Source organism: Hyphobacterium sp. CCMP332, assembly GCF_014323565.1.
In the GTDB taxonomy this organism is placed as follows: Bacteria; Pseudomonadota; Alphaproteobacteria; order Caulobacterales; family Maricaulaceae; genus Hyphobacterium.
This window is the reverse complement of sequence record NZ_CP058669.1, coordinates 550,431-569,321: the sequence shown is the minus strand read 5'-3', so window position 1 is coordinate 569,321 and position 18,891 is coordinate 550,431. Positions and strand designations below refer to the sequence as shown.

Annotated in this window: 22 protein-coding genes; 11 read left to right on the top strand and 11 right to left on the bottom strand. The window is 60.9% G+C overall.

The window, feature by feature from the left end; translation table 11 throughout:
• The first annotated feature begins 2 nt into the window (after nt 1-2).
• The gene (locus tag HXX25_RS02930) at nt 3-1,904 is read left to right on the top strand and encodes a DUF885 family protein (RefSeq protein WP_187167033.1); all 1,902 of its coding nucleotides are present in this window, start codon (nt 3-5) and stop codon (nt 1,902-1,904) included.
• A gap of 86 nt (nt 1,905-1,990) precedes the next feature.
• Here the strand turns inward: HXX25_RS02930 and HXX25_RS02925 are convergent, their stop codons facing one another.
• The 3 genes from HXX25_RS02925 to HXX25_RS02915 are packed head-to-tail and all read right to left on the bottom strand — an operon-like array spanning nt 1,991 to nt 3,119.
• The gene (locus tag HXX25_RS02925) at nt 1,991-2,305 is read right to left on the bottom strand and encodes a flagellar hook-basal body complex protein FliE (RefSeq protein WP_233346848.1); all 315 of its coding nucleotides are present in this window, start codon (nt 2,303-2,305) and stop codon (nt 1,991-1,993) included.
• A gap of 11 nt (nt 2,306-2,316) precedes the next feature.
• On the bottom strand, nt 2,317-2,730 hold the full coding sequence (flgC, locus tag HXX25_RS02920) for a flagellar basal body rod protein FlgC (protein WP_187167032.1): 414 nt from the start codon (nt 2,728-2,730) through the stop codon (nt 2,317-2,319).
• 11 nt (nt 2,731-2,741) lie between these two features.
• Nucleotides 2,742-3,119 (bottom strand): flagellar basal body protein, encoded by a 378-nt coding sequence (locus tag HXX25_RS02915; protein ID WP_187167031.1) that lies wholly within the window; start codon nt 3,117-3,119, stop codon nt 2,742-2,744.
• A gap of 78 nt (nt 3,120-3,197) precedes the next feature.
• On the opposite strand from HXX25_RS02915, the gene HXX25_RS02910 reads away from it, so the two are divergent.
• Together HXX25_RS02910 and fliP are read left to right on the top strand one after the other, a co-directional pair.
• Nucleotides 3,198-3,491: a flagellar biosynthetic protein FliO gene (locus tag HXX25_RS02910; protein ID WP_187167030.1), complete on the top strand. Its 294-nt coding sequence runs from the start codon at nt 3,198-3,200 to the stop codon at nt 3,489-3,491.
• Nucleotides 3,488-4,258: a flagellar type III secretion system pore protein FliP gene (gene fliP / locus HXX25_RS02905; RefSeq protein WP_187167029.1), complete on the top strand. Its 771-nt coding sequence runs from the start codon at nt 3,488-3,490 to the stop codon at nt 4,256-4,258. Before HXX25_RS02910 ends, fliP begins: the two co-directional genes overlap by 4 nt.
• Here the strand turns inward: fliP and HXX25_RS02900 are convergent.
• The 5 genes from HXX25_RS02900 to HXX25_RS02880 are packed head-to-tail and all read right to left on the bottom strand — an operon-like array spanning nt 4,255 to nt 10,402.
• Nucleotides 4,255-7,608, bottom strand: coding sequence for a hypothetical protein (locus tag HXX25_RS02900; RefSeq protein ID WP_187167028.1), 3,354 nt, complete (start codon nt 7,606-7,608; stop codon nt 4,255-4,257). The genes fliP and HXX25_RS02900 overlap by 4 nt on opposite strands.
• Nucleotides 7,592-8,305 (bottom strand): MotE family protein, encoded by a 714-nt coding sequence (locus HXX25_RS02895; RefSeq protein WP_187167027.1) that lies wholly within the window; start codon nt 8,303-8,305, stop codon nt 7,592-7,594. The genes HXX25_RS02900 and HXX25_RS02895 overlap by 17 nt, the downstream gene beginning before the upstream one ends.
• Nucleotides 8,306-8,307: 2 nt before the next feature.
• On the bottom strand, nt 8,308-8,697 hold the full coding sequence (locus tag HXX25_RS02890) for a DUF6468 domain-containing protein (protein WP_187167026.1): 390 nt from the start codon (nt 8,695-8,697) through the stop codon (nt 8,308-8,310).
• Nucleotides 8,694-9,806 carry a flagellar motor switch protein FliM gene (gene fliM, locus HXX25_RS02885; RefSeq protein WP_187167025.1) on the bottom strand — a complete coding sequence of 371 codons (1,113 nt, stop codon included), beginning with the start codon at nt 9,804-9,806 and terminating at the stop codon, nt 8,694-8,696. Before fliM ends, HXX25_RS02890 begins: the two co-directional genes overlap by 4 nt.
• Before the next feature lie 8 nt (nt 9,807-9,814).
• The gene (locus HXX25_RS02880) at nt 9,815-10,402 is read right to left on the bottom strand and encodes a flagellar basal body-associated FliL family protein (protein ID WP_187167024.1); all 588 of its coding nucleotides are present in this window, start codon (nt 10,400-10,402) and stop codon (nt 9,815-9,817) included.
• A 262-nt stretch (nt 10,403-10,664) separates the two neighbouring features.
• On the opposite strand from HXX25_RS02880, the gene flgF reads away from it, so the two are divergent.
• The 5 genes from flgF to HXX25_RS02855 all read left to right on the top strand — a co-directional run bounded on the left by flgF (nt 10,665) and on the right by HXX25_RS02855 (nt 14,701).
• Nucleotides 10,665-11,402, top strand: coding sequence for a flagellar basal-body rod protein FlgF (gene flgF / locus HXX25_RS02875; protein ID WP_187167023.1), 738 nt, complete (start codon nt 10,665-10,667; stop codon nt 11,400-11,402).
• Nucleotides 11,403-11,415: 13 nt separating this feature from the next.
• Nucleotides 11,416-12,201, top strand: a complete 786-nt coding sequence (gene flgG / locus HXX25_RS02870; RefSeq protein ID WP_187167022.1) for a flagellar basal-body rod protein FlgG — start codon at nt 11,416-11,418, stop codon at nt 12,199-12,201.
• 10 nt (nt 12,202-12,211) lie between these two features.
• Nucleotides 12,212-13,147 carry a flagellar basal body P-ring formation chaperone FlgA gene (gene flgA, locus HXX25_RS02865; RefSeq protein ID WP_187167021.1) on the top strand — a complete coding sequence of 312 codons (936 nt, stop codon included), beginning with the start codon at nt 12,212-12,214 and terminating at the stop codon, nt 13,145-13,147.
• Nucleotides 13,148-13,271: 124 nt separating this feature from the next.
• On the top strand, nt 13,272-14,141 hold the full coding sequence (flgH, locus tag HXX25_RS02860; RefSeq protein ID WP_187167020.1) for a flagellar basal body L-ring protein FlgH: 870 nt from the start codon (nt 13,272-13,274) through the stop codon (nt 14,139-14,141).
• 239 nt (nt 14,142-14,380) lie between these two features.
• Nucleotides 14,381-14,701 (top strand): GIY-YIG nuclease family protein, encoded by a 321-nt coding sequence (locus HXX25_RS02855; RefSeq protein WP_233346846.1) that lies wholly within the window; start codon nt 14,381-14,383, stop codon nt 14,699-14,701.
• A gap of 511 nt (nt 14,702-15,212) precedes the next feature.
• Here HXX25_RS02855 and HXX25_RS02850 read toward each other — a convergent pair.
• The 3 genes from HXX25_RS02850 to HXX25_RS02840 all read right to left on the bottom strand — a co-directional run bounded on the left by HXX25_RS02850 (nt 15,213) and on the right by HXX25_RS02840 (nt 16,707).
• Nucleotides 15,213-15,710: a hypothetical protein gene (locus tag HXX25_RS02850; RefSeq protein ID WP_187167019.1), complete on the bottom strand. Its 498-nt coding sequence runs from the start codon at nt 15,708-15,710 to the stop codon at nt 15,213-15,215.
• Nucleotides 15,707-16,150, bottom strand: coding sequence for an RNA polymerase-binding protein DksA (dksA, locus tag HXX25_RS02845; RefSeq protein ID WP_187167018.1), 444 nt, complete (start codon nt 16,148-16,150; stop codon nt 15,707-15,709). Before dksA ends, HXX25_RS02850 begins: the two co-directional genes overlap by 4 nt.
• A gap of 146 nt (nt 16,151-16,296) precedes the next feature.
• The gene (locus tag HXX25_RS02840) at nt 16,297-16,707 is read right to left on the bottom strand and encodes a flagellar assembly protein FliX (protein ID WP_187167017.1); all 411 of its coding nucleotides are present in this window, start codon (nt 16,705-16,707) and stop codon (nt 16,297-16,299) included.
• A 238-nt stretch (nt 16,708-16,945) separates the two neighbouring features.
• Here HXX25_RS02840 and HXX25_RS02835 point away from each other — a divergent pair, with 238 nt between their 5' ends.
• The 3 genes from HXX25_RS02835 to HXX25_RS02825 are packed head-to-tail and all read left to right on the top strand — an operon-like array spanning nt 16,946 to nt 18,827.
• Entirely contained in the window at nt 16,946-18,061 is a 1,116-nt protein-coding gene (locus HXX25_RS02835) for a flagellar basal body P-ring protein FlgI (protein WP_187167016.1), read from the top strand.
• Between the two features lie 2 nt (nt 18,062-18,063).
• Entirely contained in the window at nt 18,064-18,393 is a 330-nt protein-coding gene (locus tag HXX25_RS02830) for a rod-binding protein (RefSeq protein ID WP_187167015.1), read from the top strand.
• A complete protein-coding gene (locus HXX25_RS02825) occupies nt 18,390-18,827 on the top strand; it encodes a flagellar basal-body protein FlbY (RefSeq protein ID WP_187167014.1) in 438 nt (145 codons plus the stop codon). The genes HXX25_RS02830 and HXX25_RS02825 overlap by 4 nt, the downstream gene beginning before the upstream one ends.
• The last annotated feature ends 64 nt before the right edge of the window (nt 18,828-18,891 follow it).

The window sequence follows — 18,891 nt, the reverse complement described above, 5'->3', positions numbered from 1 at the left end:
CGATGACAAAATTTCCGACCTTTCTGACGTCCGTTTCGCTGGCTGCTCTCCTCGCGGCGTGCAGCCCGTCCGGCGAGACGCCGGAACCGTCCACGCCTGCGAATGACGTTTCCAGCACATCAGCGGCAAACGATAATGATGGCGATAACGGCAACGACACCTCGGCCGAAACAACCGAAACCGCGCGGCTGAATGCCTGGTTTGAGGAGGTCTATGAGGCGGGGGTTGCCCGTTCGCCGGTCACGCAAACCTTTCTGGGACGGAAAACCGACTACGATCAGTGGAGTGACGTCTCGCCGGAATTTGCCGAGGAAGGCATCGCAATCACCGAGGCCAATCTGGCCCGTATGCGGTCGGAGTTCGATTATGACGCGCTCGATGAAAGCGCGCAGATTTCCTGGCGCATGTTCGAGCGCAATGCAGAGCGTGCGATTGAAAGCCGCCGCTGGCAGGACCATGGCTATATCTTTACGCCCCGCGCCGGTCCGCACAGCTTTGTGCCGTCCTTCCTGATTGGCCAGCACCGGGTGGCCGATGTCTCGGATGCCGAGGCCTATATCGCCCGTCTGAACAGTGTCGATGGTTATCTCGACCAATCGATGGCAAATGCCCGGCGCGCCTTTGATATGGGCATCCGGACCGCCCGCTGGACCTATCCGCCAATGATTGCGACGGCGCAAAACGTCATCAGCGGTCATCCGTTTGATGACAGCGGCACGGATTCTCCCATCATGGCGGATTTCCGTAACAAGGTTGCCGATCTGGATCTGCCGGAGGACGAGCATCAGCGTTTGATCGCGGACGCCGAAGCCGCAATGGTGAGCGTCCTCCAGCCCGCCTATGAGCGGATGATCGCCATGTTTGGCGAAATGGAAGCTCAGGCCGGCGATGATGACGGTGTCTGGACCATGCCGGATGGCGGCGAATATTACGCCTATCTGCTACGCGGCTACACCACGACCGACATGACACCGGAGGAGATCCACAATCTGGGCCTTGCCGAGGTGGACCGCATTCACGGCGAGATGCGTGACATCATGGCCGAAGTCGGCTTCGAGGGCTCCCTACAGGACTTCTTCGAATTCATGCGCACCGACGAGCAGTTCTATTATCCCAATACAGACGAAGGCCGCGCCGCCTATCTGGCTGATGCGACCACGATCATCGACAACATGCGCGAAGCGCTGCCGGCCTTTTTCAACACCTTCCCGCAGGCGGATATGGAGGTCGTTCGCGTCGAACCCTTCCGAGAGGCATCCGCAGGCAAGGCCTTCTACAATCGCCCGTCGGAGGATGGTTCGCGTCCCGGCCGGTATTACGCCAATCTGCGGGATATGGCCGAAATGCCGACCTATCAGATGGAAGCCCTCGCCTATCATGAAGGCATTCCGGGCCACCACATGCAGCTGGCCATCATGCAGGAGCTGCAAGGGGTGCCCGCGTTTCGTCGCTTCGGCGGCGTGACCGCCTATACGGAAGGCTGGGGGCTTTATACCGAATACCTGCCGCTGGAAATGGGCTTCTATGACGATCCGTATTCCAACTTCGGACGCCTGGCGATGGAGCTCTGGCGGGCCGGCCGGCTGGTGGTTGATCCCGGCATCCATCATTACCGTTGGACCCGGCAGGAGGCTGTTGATTATCTCGCTGAAAACACGCCCAATCCGCAGGGTGATATCGTCGGTGCAATCGACCGCTACATCATGATCCCGGGTCAGGCGACGGCCTACAAGATCGGGATGAACGAAATTCTCCGATTGCGCGGTGAAGCCCAGGCGGCGCTGGGTGACGATTTCACCATGGGCGGCTTCCATGATGTCGTGCTGACCCAGGGTGCCGTTCCGCTCAATATTCTCGAAGAGCGCGTCTATGCGTGGGTCGAGGCGGTTCAGGCAGAGGAGTAATTCCTCTTCTGGTCAGTTAATCGATCAAAGGAAAAGGGCCCGCGGATTTTGTCTGCGGGCCCTTTCTCGTAATCAGACAGGAATATCTAGATCGGCATTTTCAGAATGTCGTTGTACGCGCGGATCACCTGATCGCGGACCGCCATAACCGTTTCCAACTGGACTTCGGCAGCGGCAACCGCCGTGACCACATCGACCAGCTCGGCCTGCCCCGTCGCGGCGCTGGCGGTCAACTGCTCGGCCTGCACCAGTGACGCATTTGTCGCTTCCAGCGCGCCCTGCACCATTTCGGTGAATTTGAGGCCACCGGCTTCGGCCGCTTCCGGGCCGGCAGCGGCGCTGCCTGCGGCGCCGGCAGCTTGCTGATACGCGCTGAGAGCGGCTGTGATATCCATTGCCATTGTCTAAGCTCCTATCGGCGCAGAAGGTCCAGCGCGCGCTCCATCATGCGCTTGCTGGATTCCACCATGTTGAGATTGGCTTCATAAGAGCGTTGAGCCTCGCGCATATCCATCAGTTCGACCAATGTCTGCACGTTGGGATACCGGACATACCCTTCCGCGTTCGCAGCGGGGTGGCCCGGTTCGTATTCCAGGCGAAATTCCGACATGTCCGGCGTGGCCCGGGTCATGCGCACGGTTTCCAGCCCTGACGCCCGATCCAGCTCGGCCTCGAACACCGGCATTTGCCGCCGATACGGATCGCCACCCGGCGTCTCTGCCGTCGAGTTCGCATTGGCGATATTTTCGGCAATGATCCGCATCCGCGCAGACTGGGCCCGAAGCCCGGCGGCGGCGACAGATAATGCATCAGCTGCGTCAGTCATCTATCGATCTCCTAACCGCCGACCGGACGCGCTGCCATGCGCATCAGGCCAAGGCTTTTCTGATAAAGCGTCAGCGCGGTTTCATATTGCATGCGGTTTTCCTGAGCCCGCACCATCTGCTCTTCCAGAATGACGGAATTTCCGTTCACTGTGGTCTGGCTGTCGGGGCGGTCCTGCGCGCTATAGGTGCGGCTTCCGGCAGACATGCTGGCGGAATTGCGCAGCTGTTGCTGCAGCGTTCGATGGAAATCGGCTTCAGACAAATCCTGCGGCGTATAGCCGGGCGTATTGGCGTTCGCGATGTTCTGCGTCAGCAAATCATGCCGCTGACTGTGAAAAGCCATCGACTCACGCAAGATTGCCAGTGTTGGCGCGTTATCCAGACTCATATCACTACTCCGGTCTGTTGAGTGTGAAGCTGGAGTGCGTCGCTTAACGCCGCGTTAAACAGGAAGGAATTGCCCACCGTGGATGTTCTTGACTTCACCCGATACATCGCTGCGCTGGCGGTGGTGCTGGGCCTTTTGGGCCTGCTCGCACTGGGGGCACGGCAAGGCTGGCTGGCCAGTTTCATTGTCGGCCTGTCGCGCGGTCAGGTTCCCGGTGTCAAAAGAGAGCGCCGCATGAAGGTGATTGAATCGCTCGTGCTCGATCCGCGCCGCCGCATTGTCATCATCGAAATCGATGGCAAGGAGCAGGCGGTCCTGCTGGGCGCATCCGGCGAAACCCTCCTGCCCCATGATGAAAGGCCGACGCCATGAGTTTCAAGCGCTGGGCGGGACTGCTCGCTTTGGTCGGTGGCTTTCTGTTGATCACCGGCAGCGTCTGGGCCGCCGCGCCGGGCGGGCCGGGCATATCCCTGGACCTCGGCGATGAAGGCACGCTGACCGAACGCGTCCTGCAATTGATGGCGCTGCTCACAGTCCTGTCGCTGGCCCCGTCCATCGTCATCATGACGACCTCCTTTGTGCGGATCGTCGTTGTCCTGTCACTTTTGCGGACGGCTGTCGGCCTTCAGCAGAGCCCACCGAATGCGGTTCTGATCTCGCTGGCGATTTTCCTGACCGGCTTCATCATGGCACCGGTATTCAGCGAATCCTACGAGCAAGGCATTCGTCCTCTGCTGGACGGTGAAATCGAGCTGACCGAAGCGTTTGATCAATCCAGCGCGCCGGTGAAGACCTTCATGCTCGCCCACACACGCGAGGATGATCTGGGCCTCTTCATTGGTTTCATGGAAGGCGATCCACCCGCCAGCGCCGAGGAAACGCCGTTTCACGTCGTGGCACCGGCCTTCATGATTTCGGAATTGCGGCGGGCCTTTGAAATCGGCTTCCTGCTTTTCATCCCGTTTCTGATCATTGATCTGGTGGTCGCGTCCATCCTGATGTCGATGGGCATGATGATGCTGCCGCCCATTGTGATTTCCCTGCCGTTCAAGCTGATTTTCTTTGTGCTTGTGGATGGCTGGCGACTCGTCGCGGGAAGTCTTGTGCAGAGTTTTGCGACCGTCACACCGCCTGGTTAGGCGGGATCATTATCTTCCGAAAAACGATCGCGGAAGCGGCCCATAAAGGCATCCAGCGTATCCACGCCCGCAATCTGGCGGGCCAGATCGCCAATGCGGACATCACCGCTGACAGCGGTGTCGCTGGTCAGGACATCAAAGGCCTCTGCCTGATCCGTGACCGCCATTTGCGCACCATAGCGCGTTGTCAGGCGGTCAATCGAGCCCCGGTCTTCGGCCAGATTATAGGCGATGGCGGCGCGCAGCACATCGGCCTGCTCGTCAATCGTCAGAGGGTCCGGATTGCTCCAGCGGTTGCCCAGCGCGGCCTCTATGCGGCGGCCCGCATCCGGCCAGTTTCGCTGCGCCCAGGCGATGTCGGCGCGCAAGCGCCGGGCTTCCTCGCTGGTATCCCGCTCGATGAGCTCCAGTGCATGTTCATGACGACCCAGCTCGGAGAGCGAGCGGGCCTCCAGAATGCGGCGCTCTGCGACGAGCTCCGAGGGCAGGCCTGCAACGCGCGTGGAGCGGATCACGGTCAATGCCTCGGCCGGGCGGTGATCCATCAGGTAGATGACTGCAAGGTCGGTTCCGACGCGGGCCCGTGCCGCCGGTTCACGCAAGCGCTCATTGACCTGGTGCGCCAGCAATTGAGCGGCCGGCTCCAGCAAATCAAATGCCACGAGGCGATCGGCAAGACGCCGGATCATGCGATCTCCGTTGGTGCCAATCGGCGTCATGTAGGAGTGCTCATAGAATAGCGCGACGGCTTCGATCGGATCCATCCGGTCAGCTGCGCCGTCGAGGAAGAGGTCATTGAAAATGCGGCTCATCTCCTGACCTGTGCGGCGAGCCGCGCGGGTCTCCGGGAATTGCGCGCGCGCATTCTGCATCAATTCCAGACCTTCGCTGTATTGGCCTTCGCGTATATACAGCTGAGCCAGAAGATTCATGGTTTCCAGCTCGGTGGTGTCCCCGCGCCAGCGCAGACGAAGCATTTCCAGGCCTTCAACGGCCTCTGCAGCAGAGATCAGCTCGTTTTCAATGCGTATCTTGTAGAGTTCGAGTTGGGCGAGCGCCTGGATTTCCGGAAAGCGCGATGTCGACAGCGTGTCGAGACGACCCAACGCCATCGCCGTATTGCCCGAAACCGCCGCAAGCCGGGCTTCCAGCAAAGCCGACCGGGCGGCCATTTCCGGTCCCGGATTGTCGCTATCCAACTGACGCAGCAATTCGGTTGCCGTTGCAAAATCGTTCAGCTCCAGCGCTGTCTCGGCATGCATGATCCGGAAACGGGCGCGCCACTCCGGCGAATAATCAAAGAGGACCTCACGCGAAGCAGCAAAGCGGCGACTGGCCTCTTCCCACTCTTCGCGTTCCGCTGCGATGAGGGCCTGCCAGGGTGTCGCGCCCGGATCATTGCGAATTTCAGGCGCATTGAACGCCAGCCGCGCATCTTCCACGCGGCCCATCATGAGGCTGGCGACGCCCACCAATGCCAAAGCGTGGGCATTACCCTGCATGGCAGGATCGCGATCAATTGCGACGTCAATAACGCCCAGGGTTTCCGCGGCGAGGCCATTTGCGAGCATGTATCGCGCCAGCGTAATGCGGTCGGACGTCGTGCCGCGAGCCGCCTGTCCGTAGAGTTCTGTATAGGTCGGCCAGAACCGGCCCCCACGCTGCCAGCGTTCAAAATCCATAAATGAAGGAGAATCGAGGCTGCGGCGGCCTGACGCCAGAATGCTGTCAGAAGTCGGCGATAGTGCCAGACCTTCCGGGCGTGCAAACACAACGACATCGCCCTGGCGCGTCATGACGACATCATCCGCGGTAATTTCCATTGCGGCACCCTGGCTGGATGGCAGAAGAGCCATGCCGACGAAATCACGACGCGATGGCGCGCCCTGAATTTGTCCGCTCGCGGTGATGACCGCCAGTGAGTCCCCGACCGTTGGGTCGTCGACCCACAGCGTTTGTCCCAGCCCATCCAGTTGAACGAGTATGCGGGCGGATGTGCCGCGCCGCGCATCGCGTTCCACCGATATCGGGCGTGGCGGCGATGCGATCCGCTCGGCCAAGACCACCCGCCAGACCGGGCCATCATTGAAGACGGCGGCCTGAGTCGATTCCGGCACGACGATCCGGGCGGCGGTAAATCCCTGCCCCTGCACAGTTGTAAAGCCAATCACATGGCCCCTTGAACCGTGCGCCATTTCTTCAAGGTTCAACTCGGCCTGTGCATCAAATACGATCCAGACGGCGGAACCGCGCCGGAAAACGGACGCTCCGACAGGGGCTGCCCACTCGAAGATGGCTGTCAGTTCGCCATCAGCCTCGCTGACCTCGGCCTGCACAATACCGCTGGCGGGGACCGGGTCGGACTGGACAGCCGGGACGTAATTGAGATGATCCTCGTCGACTTCCGGCACTGGAACAGGCTGACCCGGTTCGATCTCCGCTTCTTCCATCCCGGCTTCGGCCAAGGTCGTTGACGCAGGCGCGACCTCTTCTTCGGGCGGCGTCGTTTCGGTCGCATTCTGTGCGTCGGCCAGCGCCGTCAGGGCCGCCAGCACGTCTGTCGGATTGCTGACCCCGTCTGCCAGCAGGTCGATCACAATCCGTTCGCCCTCATCCCAGATGCGCGCACTCGCGCCCTCGTCCAGGGTCAGGGCCAGCCGATAGTCCGTGTCTCGACGCTCTCCGGTAATGTCTTGCAGAAGCCGTGGCCCGGCCGCTCTGATATCGACCAGATCCATTGCGGCAGGCGCGGAAAACGTCACGGTTGCGATATTGCTGTCCTGCACAAGTTCGTAGTCAACGACCTCGGGCCAGACGAGCTCGATACGGGTATATTCAGCAGCCTGCCCGAATGAAACCGCGACATCCAAAGCCGGCGGTGGGGGCGGTGGCGGCGCAGCAGCAGCGGCGGCAGCGGCGTCTATTTCGGCCTGTTCGCGCGGTGAAATAATGCGCGGCAAGGGCGACGCTCCGGATGGTACAAGATCAATGGCGATGAGATTGTAGGACGACGAAATCTGAGGCGTGACGGCTCCATTTCGCAGAGCAAGCCTCAGCGCATTCCCGTCCGGGTCGATACGCGCCAAAGCCACCAGATCTCCCAGGCGGGAGGTAATTTCGCCGGCATTGCCCTCGATGGCATCGGTCAAACGAACCACCAGCACCTGCCCGCCAAGGATTTCAGCCTCGGCATCCGGGCGTTCATCGGCAAACGCGTCCGGGTAGGTCAGCAGAATACGCGAAACGCCATTGGTGCGCTCTGCCGAGAACGTCACCGGTTCGGCCGCATAGGCCGACGCGCAGACCGCGATACCGGTCAGGCAGGAAAGGAGGCTAGCCCTCAGTGCCAATCCGCGCCTCCAACTCAGCTGCGGTATCTGGCACGTCGCGCCGCGATGCGATCAGTGCCGTGAGACTGGCGGCATCCCGCACATTCATTTCAGCCATTATTGGACCAGCTTGCCGGGCCGTCATGCGAGATATGATCTGCACCTGGGTTTGCGGATCCAGCGCCGCGATACGTTCAGCGGCAGCGTCCGGTTCCATCTGGTTATAAATTGCCACGAGCCGGATCATTTCTGCTTCTTCGGCTTCGGACAATGATCCCAGCAGTGTTTCAATGTCATCGCGCAAGGTGCGCAATTCGGTGATGCGTTCGTCGATACGGATCTCGGCGGCTTCCAGCAATTGCTCACGCGTGTCGAGCTCACGCGCGCGGCCGTCCAGCTCATTGCGGCGATCGCTCAACGACGTCAGCAAATCGCGCTGTGAGGGGCTGAGCCCGACGCGCGCGGCAAACAGGGCCGACTGATCGGCGGACGGCTGCACGGGCGCACATGTTTGCTCGCCTATCGAATTTTCGGGCAAAGGCGATACGGCTTCATTGGTGTCTTCAACAACGTCTTCTGGCGCTGCGTTGTCAGCCTCATCCGACAGATTCCACGTCGCCAATGCGTCCGCCGCACCCACGCCCACTTCGAGCGCTTTCAGAACGAATAATCCGCCAGCAAGGACGGCAGCGGTAGCGAGGAGACGGACCGGGCGCATGGCTAGCGAACATCCTTGAGGTCAGAATAGATGGTTTTGCGGCCGCCTTCGGGGAAATGCTCGGCAATCGTCTTGCGGCGCGGGCGCGACGCGATACCGTCGACCTGGCGGTCGCCGGCTTCCACCAGAAGACGGAGCTCGTCAGACAGGCCCTGCGCCTTGCGCACATTCTGTTCGAGCGTTTCCCCGCTTTCACGGGCCGCACGCTGAAGGCCGGCCAGGCTCGCACGGGCGCGTTCAGAAGCTTCATCCAGTGCGATGATGGAGGCCCGGATTCCGTCCTGTCCGGAGCGCAAGGCCCGAAGGCGGGCATCTACGCGCCATAACATTACAGCGGCGATCAGAACGAGGAGCGCAACAGCGCCCTCAAAGACGAGCGTGGCAAGGGTCATGCTTTTCTCAACAATGCTTTTTTGGCGCGGGATGTCAGAGGACCATCAAGCCGGACAGCGACGTTGTAGCCGAGCCGTCCCATGCGTCCGCGGGTGAGCGCAACGTTTCCGCATTTCAGTTCAATGGCGCTGTCAGACGAGGCGTCCAGAAGGAAAGTGTCACCCACCTTCATCTCCATGACCTTGCCCAACGGCATGCGTATTTCATCCAGTACGGCAGAAACTTCCATCTGCGTGGACCAGAGCTCGGTAGCGAGGTGGCTTTCCCAGATATTGTCGCGGCCAAACTTCTCGCCCATGAATTGCTGAAGCAGCATTTTGCGGATGGGCTCCAGGGTGGCGTATGGCAAAAGCAGCTCGATCCGCCCGCCCCGGTCTTCCATGTCGACGCGCAGTTTCACCAGAATGGCCGCATTGGCCGGGCGCGCAATCGCGGCGAAGCGCGGATTGGTCTCGATCCGCTCGAGTGCGAAATCCACTTCGGTCAGCGGTTCGAACGCCGATTTGGCGTCCTGTAGAACCACTTCGATCATGCGCTGCACCAGCGTGCGCTCAATCGTGGTATAGGGCCGACCCTCAATCCGCATGGCCGAATTGCCGCGACGACCGCCGAGCAGCACGTCAACGATCGAATAGATCAGGTTGGAATCGACCGTGAGCAGGCCGTAATTATCCAGCTGCTTGGCGCGGAACACTGACAGGATGGCCGGTAGCGGAATGGAGTTGAGATAATCGCCGAACCGCATGGATGAAATGTTATCGAGGCTGACCTCGACATTGTCCGACGTAAAATTGCGCAGGCTGGTTGTCATCAACCGGACCAGGCGGTCGAAGACAATTTCCAGCATTGGCAGGCGTTCATACGAAACCAATGCAGAATTGATGATGGCTCGAATACCGGACTTGTCGCCGTCGTCGTCATCAGACATCGAAAAGCCCAACAGGCTATCGATTTCGTCCTGATTGAGAATGCGCTCCGGCGCGCCGCCGGCATGGCCCTCATTGCCGTCTTCACCGACCATGGACTGCCATTCTTCGGAGAGATCATCTCCGGCGGCAGCCTCGGCGTCTTCGGCTTCGGGCGCTTCTTTTTCTGCGGCATCAGCCATGGACAATCCTAAACGATCAATACGTTTGTAATGAGCACGGCGGAAACGCGCTCCTCACCCAGCACGAGTTGGGCACGCCTCAACAATTCCATGCGTATGCGTTGGTAACCCGCGCTCCCGGACAGATCGTCAGGCCGCAACTCCCGCAAAAAACCCATATACAGATCAACAAGGCGGCGCCCGTCGGCGGTCAATGTTTCTCCGTCTTCCTCGACCAGGCTTTCCAGCAGGTGCTCATCCGGCGTCTCGAAGCTGAGCTGGAGCGTCAGAAGGGAGTTGCGCCCGTTTGCATCCGTGATCGATACAATCAGATCCGGTAATGTCGCCACGGCAAGATCAGCTCCGGAACCGCTTCCGTGACTACCTCCACCGCCGTGATCATCCGTGGCTTCGCCATGCTCGCCCGCCTCGGCAAGCTGATCCGCGTCATCACCACCGCCCGAGAGCAGCAGGAAAGCGGCCGCACCGCCGAGCACAAGAATGAGAACCGGCAAGCCGATAAACAGCGCCAGTTTCATTATCCCGGGCTTCTTCTTGCCGCCTTCAGCCTCCTCGCCGTCGGCGCCTTCTTCGATCTCTTCGTTTTCGTCCGCCATTGTCCGGCTCCGATTCTTGGAATCACCAGACGATTAAGGCCCGGTCCGGTTAACGAGGCGTTTGCAATTGCCCCTCACCCGGCAATTCCTGCCGGTTGCTGGGCAGCAATCTGCCGGGAACGCGCGTGTTGCCGGACGCGCCCAGATCATAAATCACTGAAATATAGCGATATTAACTATGGCACATCGTCTGCAATGCGTTTGGCAAGCACTGCGGAAGACGGTGCTGAAACATATCGATCCAGAACGGACGGAACGCGCCATGGACAATGCTCTGATGATAGGGCTTTCGCGACAGCTTACGCTGCGCCGCGAAATGGATATCACCGCGAACAATATCGCGAATGCCAACACGCCCGGATTTCACGTCGAAAGCCTTTTGCTTCGCAATGAAGCTGCACCGACGGCCACCTCGCAGGACGGGCCGGACGATCTTCAATATGTCGACGCCTGGGGCGTCGGCCGCGACTTTCGCATGGGAACGCTGGAATTTACCGGCCGCCCGTTCGATGTCGCCCTGGAGGGTGACGGCTTCTTTCAGGTCGAGACCGCCAATGGCGATGCGCTCTACACCCGCGATGGCCGCTTTCGTATCGACAATAATGGCCAGCTGGCAGCGTCCGATGGCGCGCTGGTGCTGGATGATCTGGGTCTGCCCATTGCGGTCGATCCGGCGCTGGGCACGGTGATGATCTCAGAAGACGGCGCGCTGGTTCAGAACAATACCGAGATTGCCCGCCTGGGTGTCTACCGCTTTGAAAATCTGGGCGCGCTGGAGAAGACCGGGTCCGGACGTTATGCCGCGTCCGAAGAGGCACCAGCCGATATCGCCAACGAATTCCAGATCCGTCAGGGCTATGTCGAAAGCTCGAATGTCCAGCCCATTCTGGAGCTGACCCGCATGATCGAGACCATGCGGGCTTACGAATCCGTTTCACGTTTCATCTCGCAAGGCGAGGAATTGAGCCGGAAGGCGATCGAACGCCTCGGCCGCGTCTAAGGGGAGTATCACCATGCGCTCACTCACCACCGCCGCAACGGGCATGCAGGCCCAGCAGATGAATGTCGAGGTCATCTCGAACAACATCGCCAACATGAACACCACCGCTTTCCAGCGGCAGCGGGCCGAATTTCAGGACCTGATCTACCAGAATGTCGAGCGGATGGGGGCTTCCTCGTCCGACGCAGGCACCATCGTGCCGACCGGGGTTCAGGTCGGGCTCGGTGTGCAGGCCGCCTCGGTCTACCGCATCACCGAGCAGGGCAGTCTGAACCAGACCGGCAATCGCTATGACCTGGCCATCAATGGCCGCGGCTATTTCCGCATCCAGCTGCCATCGGGCGAGGATGCCTATACCCGCGCCGGCAATTTCGCCATCAGCCCGGACGGGCAGATCGTGACCACGGACGGCTATACCGTCGCGCCCGGCATTGCCATTCCGCAAGGTACACGCGATGTGGCGATCAACCAGCAGGGACAGGTGCAGGCCATCATTGATGGCGACCCGACCCCGCAGATTGTCGGCCAGCTGGAATTGTCCAACTTCTTCAACGAGGCGGGTCTGGAAGCGCGCGGCGACAATCTCTTCACCGAGACGGCCGCGTCGGGGGCTGCCACCAGCGGAACGCCGGGTTCGACCGGGTTCGGCGTGGTCCGGCAGGGCTTTGTTGAATCGTCGAACGTCAATGCGGTCTCCGAAATCACGGCACTCATCCAGGCCCAGCGGGCCTACGAGATGAATGCGCGGGTGATCTCGGCGTCTGACGAGATGCTGGCTGCCAGCTCCAACCTTCGCTGAGGATTGAGCCATGAAACGTATTCTTCTCGCCCTCGTCTTTATCTTCGCCCCGCCGCCGCAAATCATCGCCACGGCCTTCGCCGACGACGCCGTATTGCTGCGCAGCGATATCCGCGTCGAAGCCGATATCGTCACGCTGGGCGATCTCTTCGATGTCACCGGAGACGCCGCCAGCGTGGTCATCGCCCGTGCGCCGGAGCCGGGCCGCAGTACGTCGCTGGATCCCGACTATGTGCGTCAGCAGGCGCGCAATAACGGCCTCGCCTGGGCCAATCCCAACCAGCTGCGCCGCGTCACCATCGAGCGCGCCAGCCGGATGATCGATGCCGGTCTGGTCGCCGAAATGATTTCCGCCGAGCTGAATATGCGAGACGGGTATGAATACGAGATCCAGCTGACCGGCGTGGGCAATATCCACATGCCGACCGATGCCGGCGGTCTGCCGGACCTTGCCCGGCTGGACTTTTCCAACCGCACCGGCGTGTTCCAGGCCGAGTTGATTGCCTATGATGGCGCGGCGCCGATGCGCCTGTCGGGCCGGGCCTATGCGACGATGGATGTGCCGGTGCTGGCGCGGGCCATTCCCGCCGGGCAGATTATTGATGACGGCGATATCGACTGGATGCCGGTTCGCGCCGACCGGGTGCGCGCCGATGCGCTGATGGATCCGGACCACATGGTCGGACAGGAAGCCCGCCGGGCGCTTCGTCCCGGTGAGCCCTTGCGGGCCTATGATCTGCAAGCGCCGGTCGTGGTGGCGCGCGGTGATATCGTGAATCTGGTGTTCACCGTTCCGGGATTGACGCTGACTGCGCGGGCGCGGGCGCTGGAAGATGCCGGCTCGGATGAAATCGCCCGCTTCGTGAACTTGCAGTCCAACCGCACGATTGACGCGATGGTGGAAGGCCCGGGCCGCGCCCGTGTTGTCACCGCCGGACCGTCCTGACGGTAAATTGGAGTCTCCTACAATTTTCGGCGTTTTGTCTCCTACTACAACTACTACAACTACTACAACTGCGACGCCCAAGACCAAGAAAACGAATAAAATCAACAGCCCTGGGAAAATTGCCATGATCCGTAAAATTCTCGTCTTCTCCGCCGCGCTCGCCCTGACGGCCTGTGCGACCGCCGACCGGCTCGCCGAAGTCGGCTCCACGCCCCAACTGACGCCGATTGAAAACCCGGCGCTCTATGCCACCAGCGGCAACGCCAATCCGGCCTACCAGTATAACGCCCCCGCTACGCAAGGCGGACAAACTTCCGGCGGCGGCCAGAACGGACAGGGCGCTCAGGGTGGCTATCCGCCGCCCCCTGCCTCGCAATATGGCAGCGGTTATGGCGCCAATGCCGGGGCCATTCCGGCCAGTTATGACGCCTCGCCCACCAACTCCTTGTGGACGCCCGGCCGCCAGACCTTCTTCGGTGATCCGCGCGCGGCCTCTCCGGGTGACATCCTGACGGTGAACATCAATATCTCCGACAATGCCAATGTGCAGAACTCGACCAACCGGGCGCGCACGGCCTCGGAAGACAGCAATCTGACCAATTTCCTCGGCGGCGAAGCGGCGCTGTCGCAATTCTTCAATGATGCGGTCGACCCGGCCTCGCTGACCAGTTTCGGCTCGTCCGGCTCGCACAGCGGCAATGGCGCGGTCACCCGGCAGGAAACGATCAACCTGTCCATCGCGGCCGTGGTCACCGGGCGCATGCCGAATGGTAATCTCGCCATCGCCGGGCGGCAGGAAGTGCGCATCAATAACGAGATCCGCGAGCTCCTCGTCTCCGGCGTGGTCCGCCCGCAGGACATCGCCTCGGACAATACCATCCGCCACACCCAGATCGCCGAAGCGCGCATCTCCTATGGCGGCCGCGGCCATATCTCCGACGTCCAGCGCCCGCGCCTGGGCCAGGAAATCTACGACATTCTCTGGCCCTTCTAAGGCCAGAGCAAACCTCCACCACCCAGTGGCGCACCTTGGCCCCTGCCGTTTTTAACGGCAGGGGTTATTTTTTGTTTTGAGGGTGGCTTCTGGAGCCCTCCTTCGAGGCTCGCTGCGCTCGCACCTCAGGATGAGGTGAGAGGGTGGGATTTCGAATAGCATTCATAAACTTATCTCATGCTGAGGCGGTTTTCGAAGAAAACCCTCTAAGCACGCAGGGATTGCGGTATCATCCCCCCATGCGCCAGCCACCCAAAATGATCTGGGTCTATATTCTCCGCTGCGCCGATGGCTCCTATTACACGGGCACGCATCGCGGCGATGGCGTGGAGCAACGCGTGGCCGAACACCAGGCCGGCACCTATGGCGGCTATACAGCCTCCCGGCGGCCGGTCGAACTGGTCTGGGCGGACTGGTCCTTTCAGTTGGCTGACGCGGTGGCTTTTGAGCGTCAAATCAAGGGCTGGAGCCGGGCCAAGAAAGAGGCGTTCATTGCGGGCGACTGGAACGGCCTGAAACAGTTGTCAAAGCGGCGCGGCGGCGATGTCCCAAGCAAATAACGACCTCATGGTGAGGTGCTGCCGCAGGCAGCCTCGAAGCACGCAGATCATTCCGCTCCCCTACCTCATGGTGAGGTGCCCGGCGTCAGCCGGGCCTCGAACCACGCAAAGCGCTGGAAGCCTCCTTCGAGGCTCACTGCGTTCGCACCTCAGGATGAGGTGAGAGGGTGGGATAAACAGCGGGAACGTAAGATGGCGTCCATAAACCCACCTCATGCTGAGGTGTCTTCCCGAAGGGAAGCCTCGAAGCACGCAGAGCATCCGCTCCCCTACCTCATGGTGAGGTGCCCGGCGCAGCCGGGCCTCGAACCACGCAAAGCGCTGGAAGCCTCCTTCGAGGCTCACTGAGTTCGCACCTCAGGATGAGGTGAGAGGGTGGGATAAACGGCGGGAACGTAAGATGGCGTCCATAACCCACCTCATGCTGAGGTGTCTTCCCGAAGGGAAGCCTCGAAGCACGCAGATAATTCCGCCCCAACCAACTCATGGTAAGGTGGAAGGACGAGAGAAATTAGCGAACTGGAAAATCGGTCAGGCCCAGATTGACCACTTCGTTTGGGTCGCCAACACTTTTTCGGAAACAGGCTTCCAACATGCGTCTTGCAAGTCCCCTGATATACTTATCATTTCCGGGGTGCTCGCCAAATTCCGCGTATCGCCGTGGAAAACGTCCGTGCTTTCTAATGTTCGCTTCATTCCAATGTTTTAGCTGTGCCGAATCGTTCGGACTCACCTCTAGCCATCGGCCCAAGTCATTTTCCATGGCTGACTCATATAGGCGAAATAAATCGTGCCCAAATTCTTCTCGAAGGCGGTCGACCGAATACCCACAAAACAAACAATAGGATTTCACACTCAGCTCGACCGAGTGATTGAGAAGCATGCCAATGGGTTGAAATAGTTGAGAAAATTCGCCGGTGGCTTGCCAGAGGCGTTCAGCCGCTTCCAAATAATTCAAGGCATCGGCCATAAAGGGCCGTGCGTAATCAAGGGACGGAAAATTGCTCAATCCTCCCGATGCACCCGTTCAGACCGCTCATGGCGTTCCTGGGCTTCCAGCGAGAGGGTGGCGACGGGGCGGGCATCGAGGCGTTTCAGGCTGATGGGTTCGCCGGTTTCTTCGCAATAGCCGTAGGTGCCGTCTTCGATGCGGCGCAGGGCCGAGTCGATTTTCGAGATCAGCTTGCGCTGGCGGTCGCGGGCGCGCAGTTCCAGAGAGCGGTCGGTTTCCGTCGAGGCGCGATCGGCGACATCCGGCATGGCGCCGACATCTTCCTGCAGCGCATCGAGCGTGGTCTTGCTCTCGCGGATGATTTCGTCCTTCCACGCATTCAGCTTGCGGCGGAAATATTCCACCTGACGCGCATTCATGAAGGGCTCTTTCGGGGATGGCACATAATCGGCCGGAAGTTCGATTTCAGAGACCGAGGCGTTTTTAGTCTTCGCCATAACGCTTACTCCGATAGGTTTTTTCGCCCCTCGACAGGCGCGGCGCAATCTACTCAGGAGGCCTTGTGAGTCAACGCGGCAATGCTGTTCCGGCGGGGGAAATTGCCGTCACAAATTCGTGTTAAAAACGAAGCGTAATCCGCGTGTTAGCGTTCGAGCTTGGCGAGCTCGACTGCGGCGCGCGTCTCGACCTCGTCCAGCATCGCCTCCAGACGGTTGTCATTGGTTGATTCGCGGCGCGATTGCAGGGCGTCCATCAGGGCGACCAGCCGGGCGCGCGGAATGCCGCCTTCCAGCAGCGAGAGTTTGAGATCATCGAGCACGTCCAGCAGGGTGAAGGCGCGCTCGGTGGCTTGTCTTTTCGCTTCGGTGAAATCGCCGACCGATTGCAGCGCCAGGATGGCATCGACCGAGGTCAATGCCGAGGCCCCGCTGGTGGCGGCCACGCCCGCAGATCCGCCGGACGGTGTCTCGACGGAGAAGCCCTCCCCGCCCGCGCCGGAGCGGCGCTTCGACGATGATACGGCGGATGCGGAATTGGGTCCGGTTACCTTCATGGATCGACGTGCCTCAAACCTGTCACTGATGACGGACGCAGAGTCCGCTGCTTCGCCTTAACAAGCTTTTAAGGCTGTGATTGTGCGCGGCAAATCCTGCCGGGTTCGCGCTTTCTGCCTATGATGCCGTTCGGGTTCAGCTTTGTTTTTCCATATTTATCAGATGGTTATGCACGCCGCTTATTGGCACGGAATTCGCACCGTCGTGTGCAGGAACAACAAGGGGAGAACCCCGATAATGCGCCGCGCCACATTTTTCTTCGCTGTCTTCACCTTCGTGATCGGCTGTCTGGTGCTGAATGCACCGGCGCACGCCAATTCCCGCATCAAGGATATTGCCGACGTGGAAGGCGTCCGCGACAACCAGCTGGTCGGCTATGGCCTGGTGGTCGGGCTGGACGGTACGGGCGACAGCCTGCGCAATGCCGCCTTCACCCGGCAATCCCTCTCCGCCATGCTGGAGCGCTTCGACGTCAATACGCGCGATGCGACGCTGAATACCCGCAATACCGCCGCCGTCATCGTCACCGCCCATCTGCCGCCGTTCGGCACGCAGGGCACGCGGGTGGATATCACCGTCTCCGCCATCGGCGATGCCGGCAGTTTGCAGGGCGGGACGCTGATCGCGACGCCGTTGATCGGGGCGGACGGACAGGTCTATGCCGTCGGTCAGGGACAGCTCGCCGTCGGTGGCTTCTCCGCCCAGGGCGATGGTGCCGCCGTCACCCGCGGCGTACCCACCGCCGGGCGCATTGCCAATGGCGCGCTGATCGAGCGGGAGATGCAATTTGATCTGGCCGGGCGCTCAGCCATCCGCCTTGCCCTGCGCAATCCGGATTTCACCACGGCGCGCCGCACGGCCGTCGCCATCAACAATTATCTCGGCACGGAAGCGGCCCGCGCATCGGACCCGGCGACGGTCGTTCTGACCCGCCCGGACTTCTTTGAAGGCGATATGGTCGCCCTGCTGGCCGAGATCGAGCTCCTGCGCGTCGAGCCGGATCTGCCCGCCCGTGTCATCATCGATGAAGCCACCGGCACCATTGTCATGGGCGAGAATGTGCGCGTCTCCACCGTGGCGATTGCACAGGGCAATCTGACCATCTCTGTTACCGAAAGCCCGGTCGCCAGCCAGCCGGCGCCCTTCTCCGATGGCGAGACGGTCGTCCTGCCGCGCACCAATGTCTCCGTCGAGGAGGATATGAGCCAGCTGGGCGTGCTCGATGATGGCGTCTCGCTGTCGGATCTCGTCGATGGCCTCAATGCGCTCGGCGTCTCTCCGCGCGACATGATCGCGATATTGCAGGCGATTGCCGCCTCCGGCGCGCTGCAGGCCGAGATCGAGGTGCTCTAGGCATGGACAACCTCCTCTCTCCCGACATGCAATTGTCGCAAGCGCTCTCCGGAGCGTCGTCCGGCCGCGAGCCGACGCTGCGCCGTGTCGAGAACGAGGCCGAAGCCCGGCAGGTTGCCGAAGACTTTGAAGCCTTCTTCCTGTCGCAAATGGTGGAAGCCATGTTCAAGGGCGTGGGCGAGAACAATGAATTCACCGGCGGTGCGGGCGAGAACGCCTTTGCCGGCCTCCTGCATGAAGAATATGCCCGCGTCATGGCGGGTACGGGCGGGCTCGGCCTGTCGGATAATCTGACCGCTGAAATCCTGCGCTATCAGGAGACGATGTCATGAGCCTTCTGGCCGCCAACTCCCCTGCCGAACGCGCCGAGGCGCTGATCCTCCTGACCACGCGCCTGACCGGGCTGATCGAGCAGGAGACCGCGCTGTTCGAAGCCCGGCGTCCGCTGGAAACGCAATCCTTCCAGGATGAGAAGTCCAAGCTTGCGACCATCTACCGGCGCGAGATTGCCGCCGTGAAGCAACAGCCCGACCGGCTGGAGGGCGCGCCCGAAGCTGCCAGACGTCAGCTGAAAGAGGTAACGGTGCGCTTTACCTCCGCGCTGGAAGCCAATGGCCGCGCGGTCGAGGCGCTGCGGGTTTTAACCGAAGGCATTGTCCGCGCCGTCGCCGATGAAGCCGGACGCCTGAAGGATCAGGATGCGGGATACGGTCCCGGCGCGCGCCGCCCGTCATCGCCATCGATCGCGGTGAACCAGCGGGCTTAAACTCAACTCACCTCATGGTGAGGTGCTGCCGCAGGCAGCCTCGAACCACGCACGATCTGGAAGC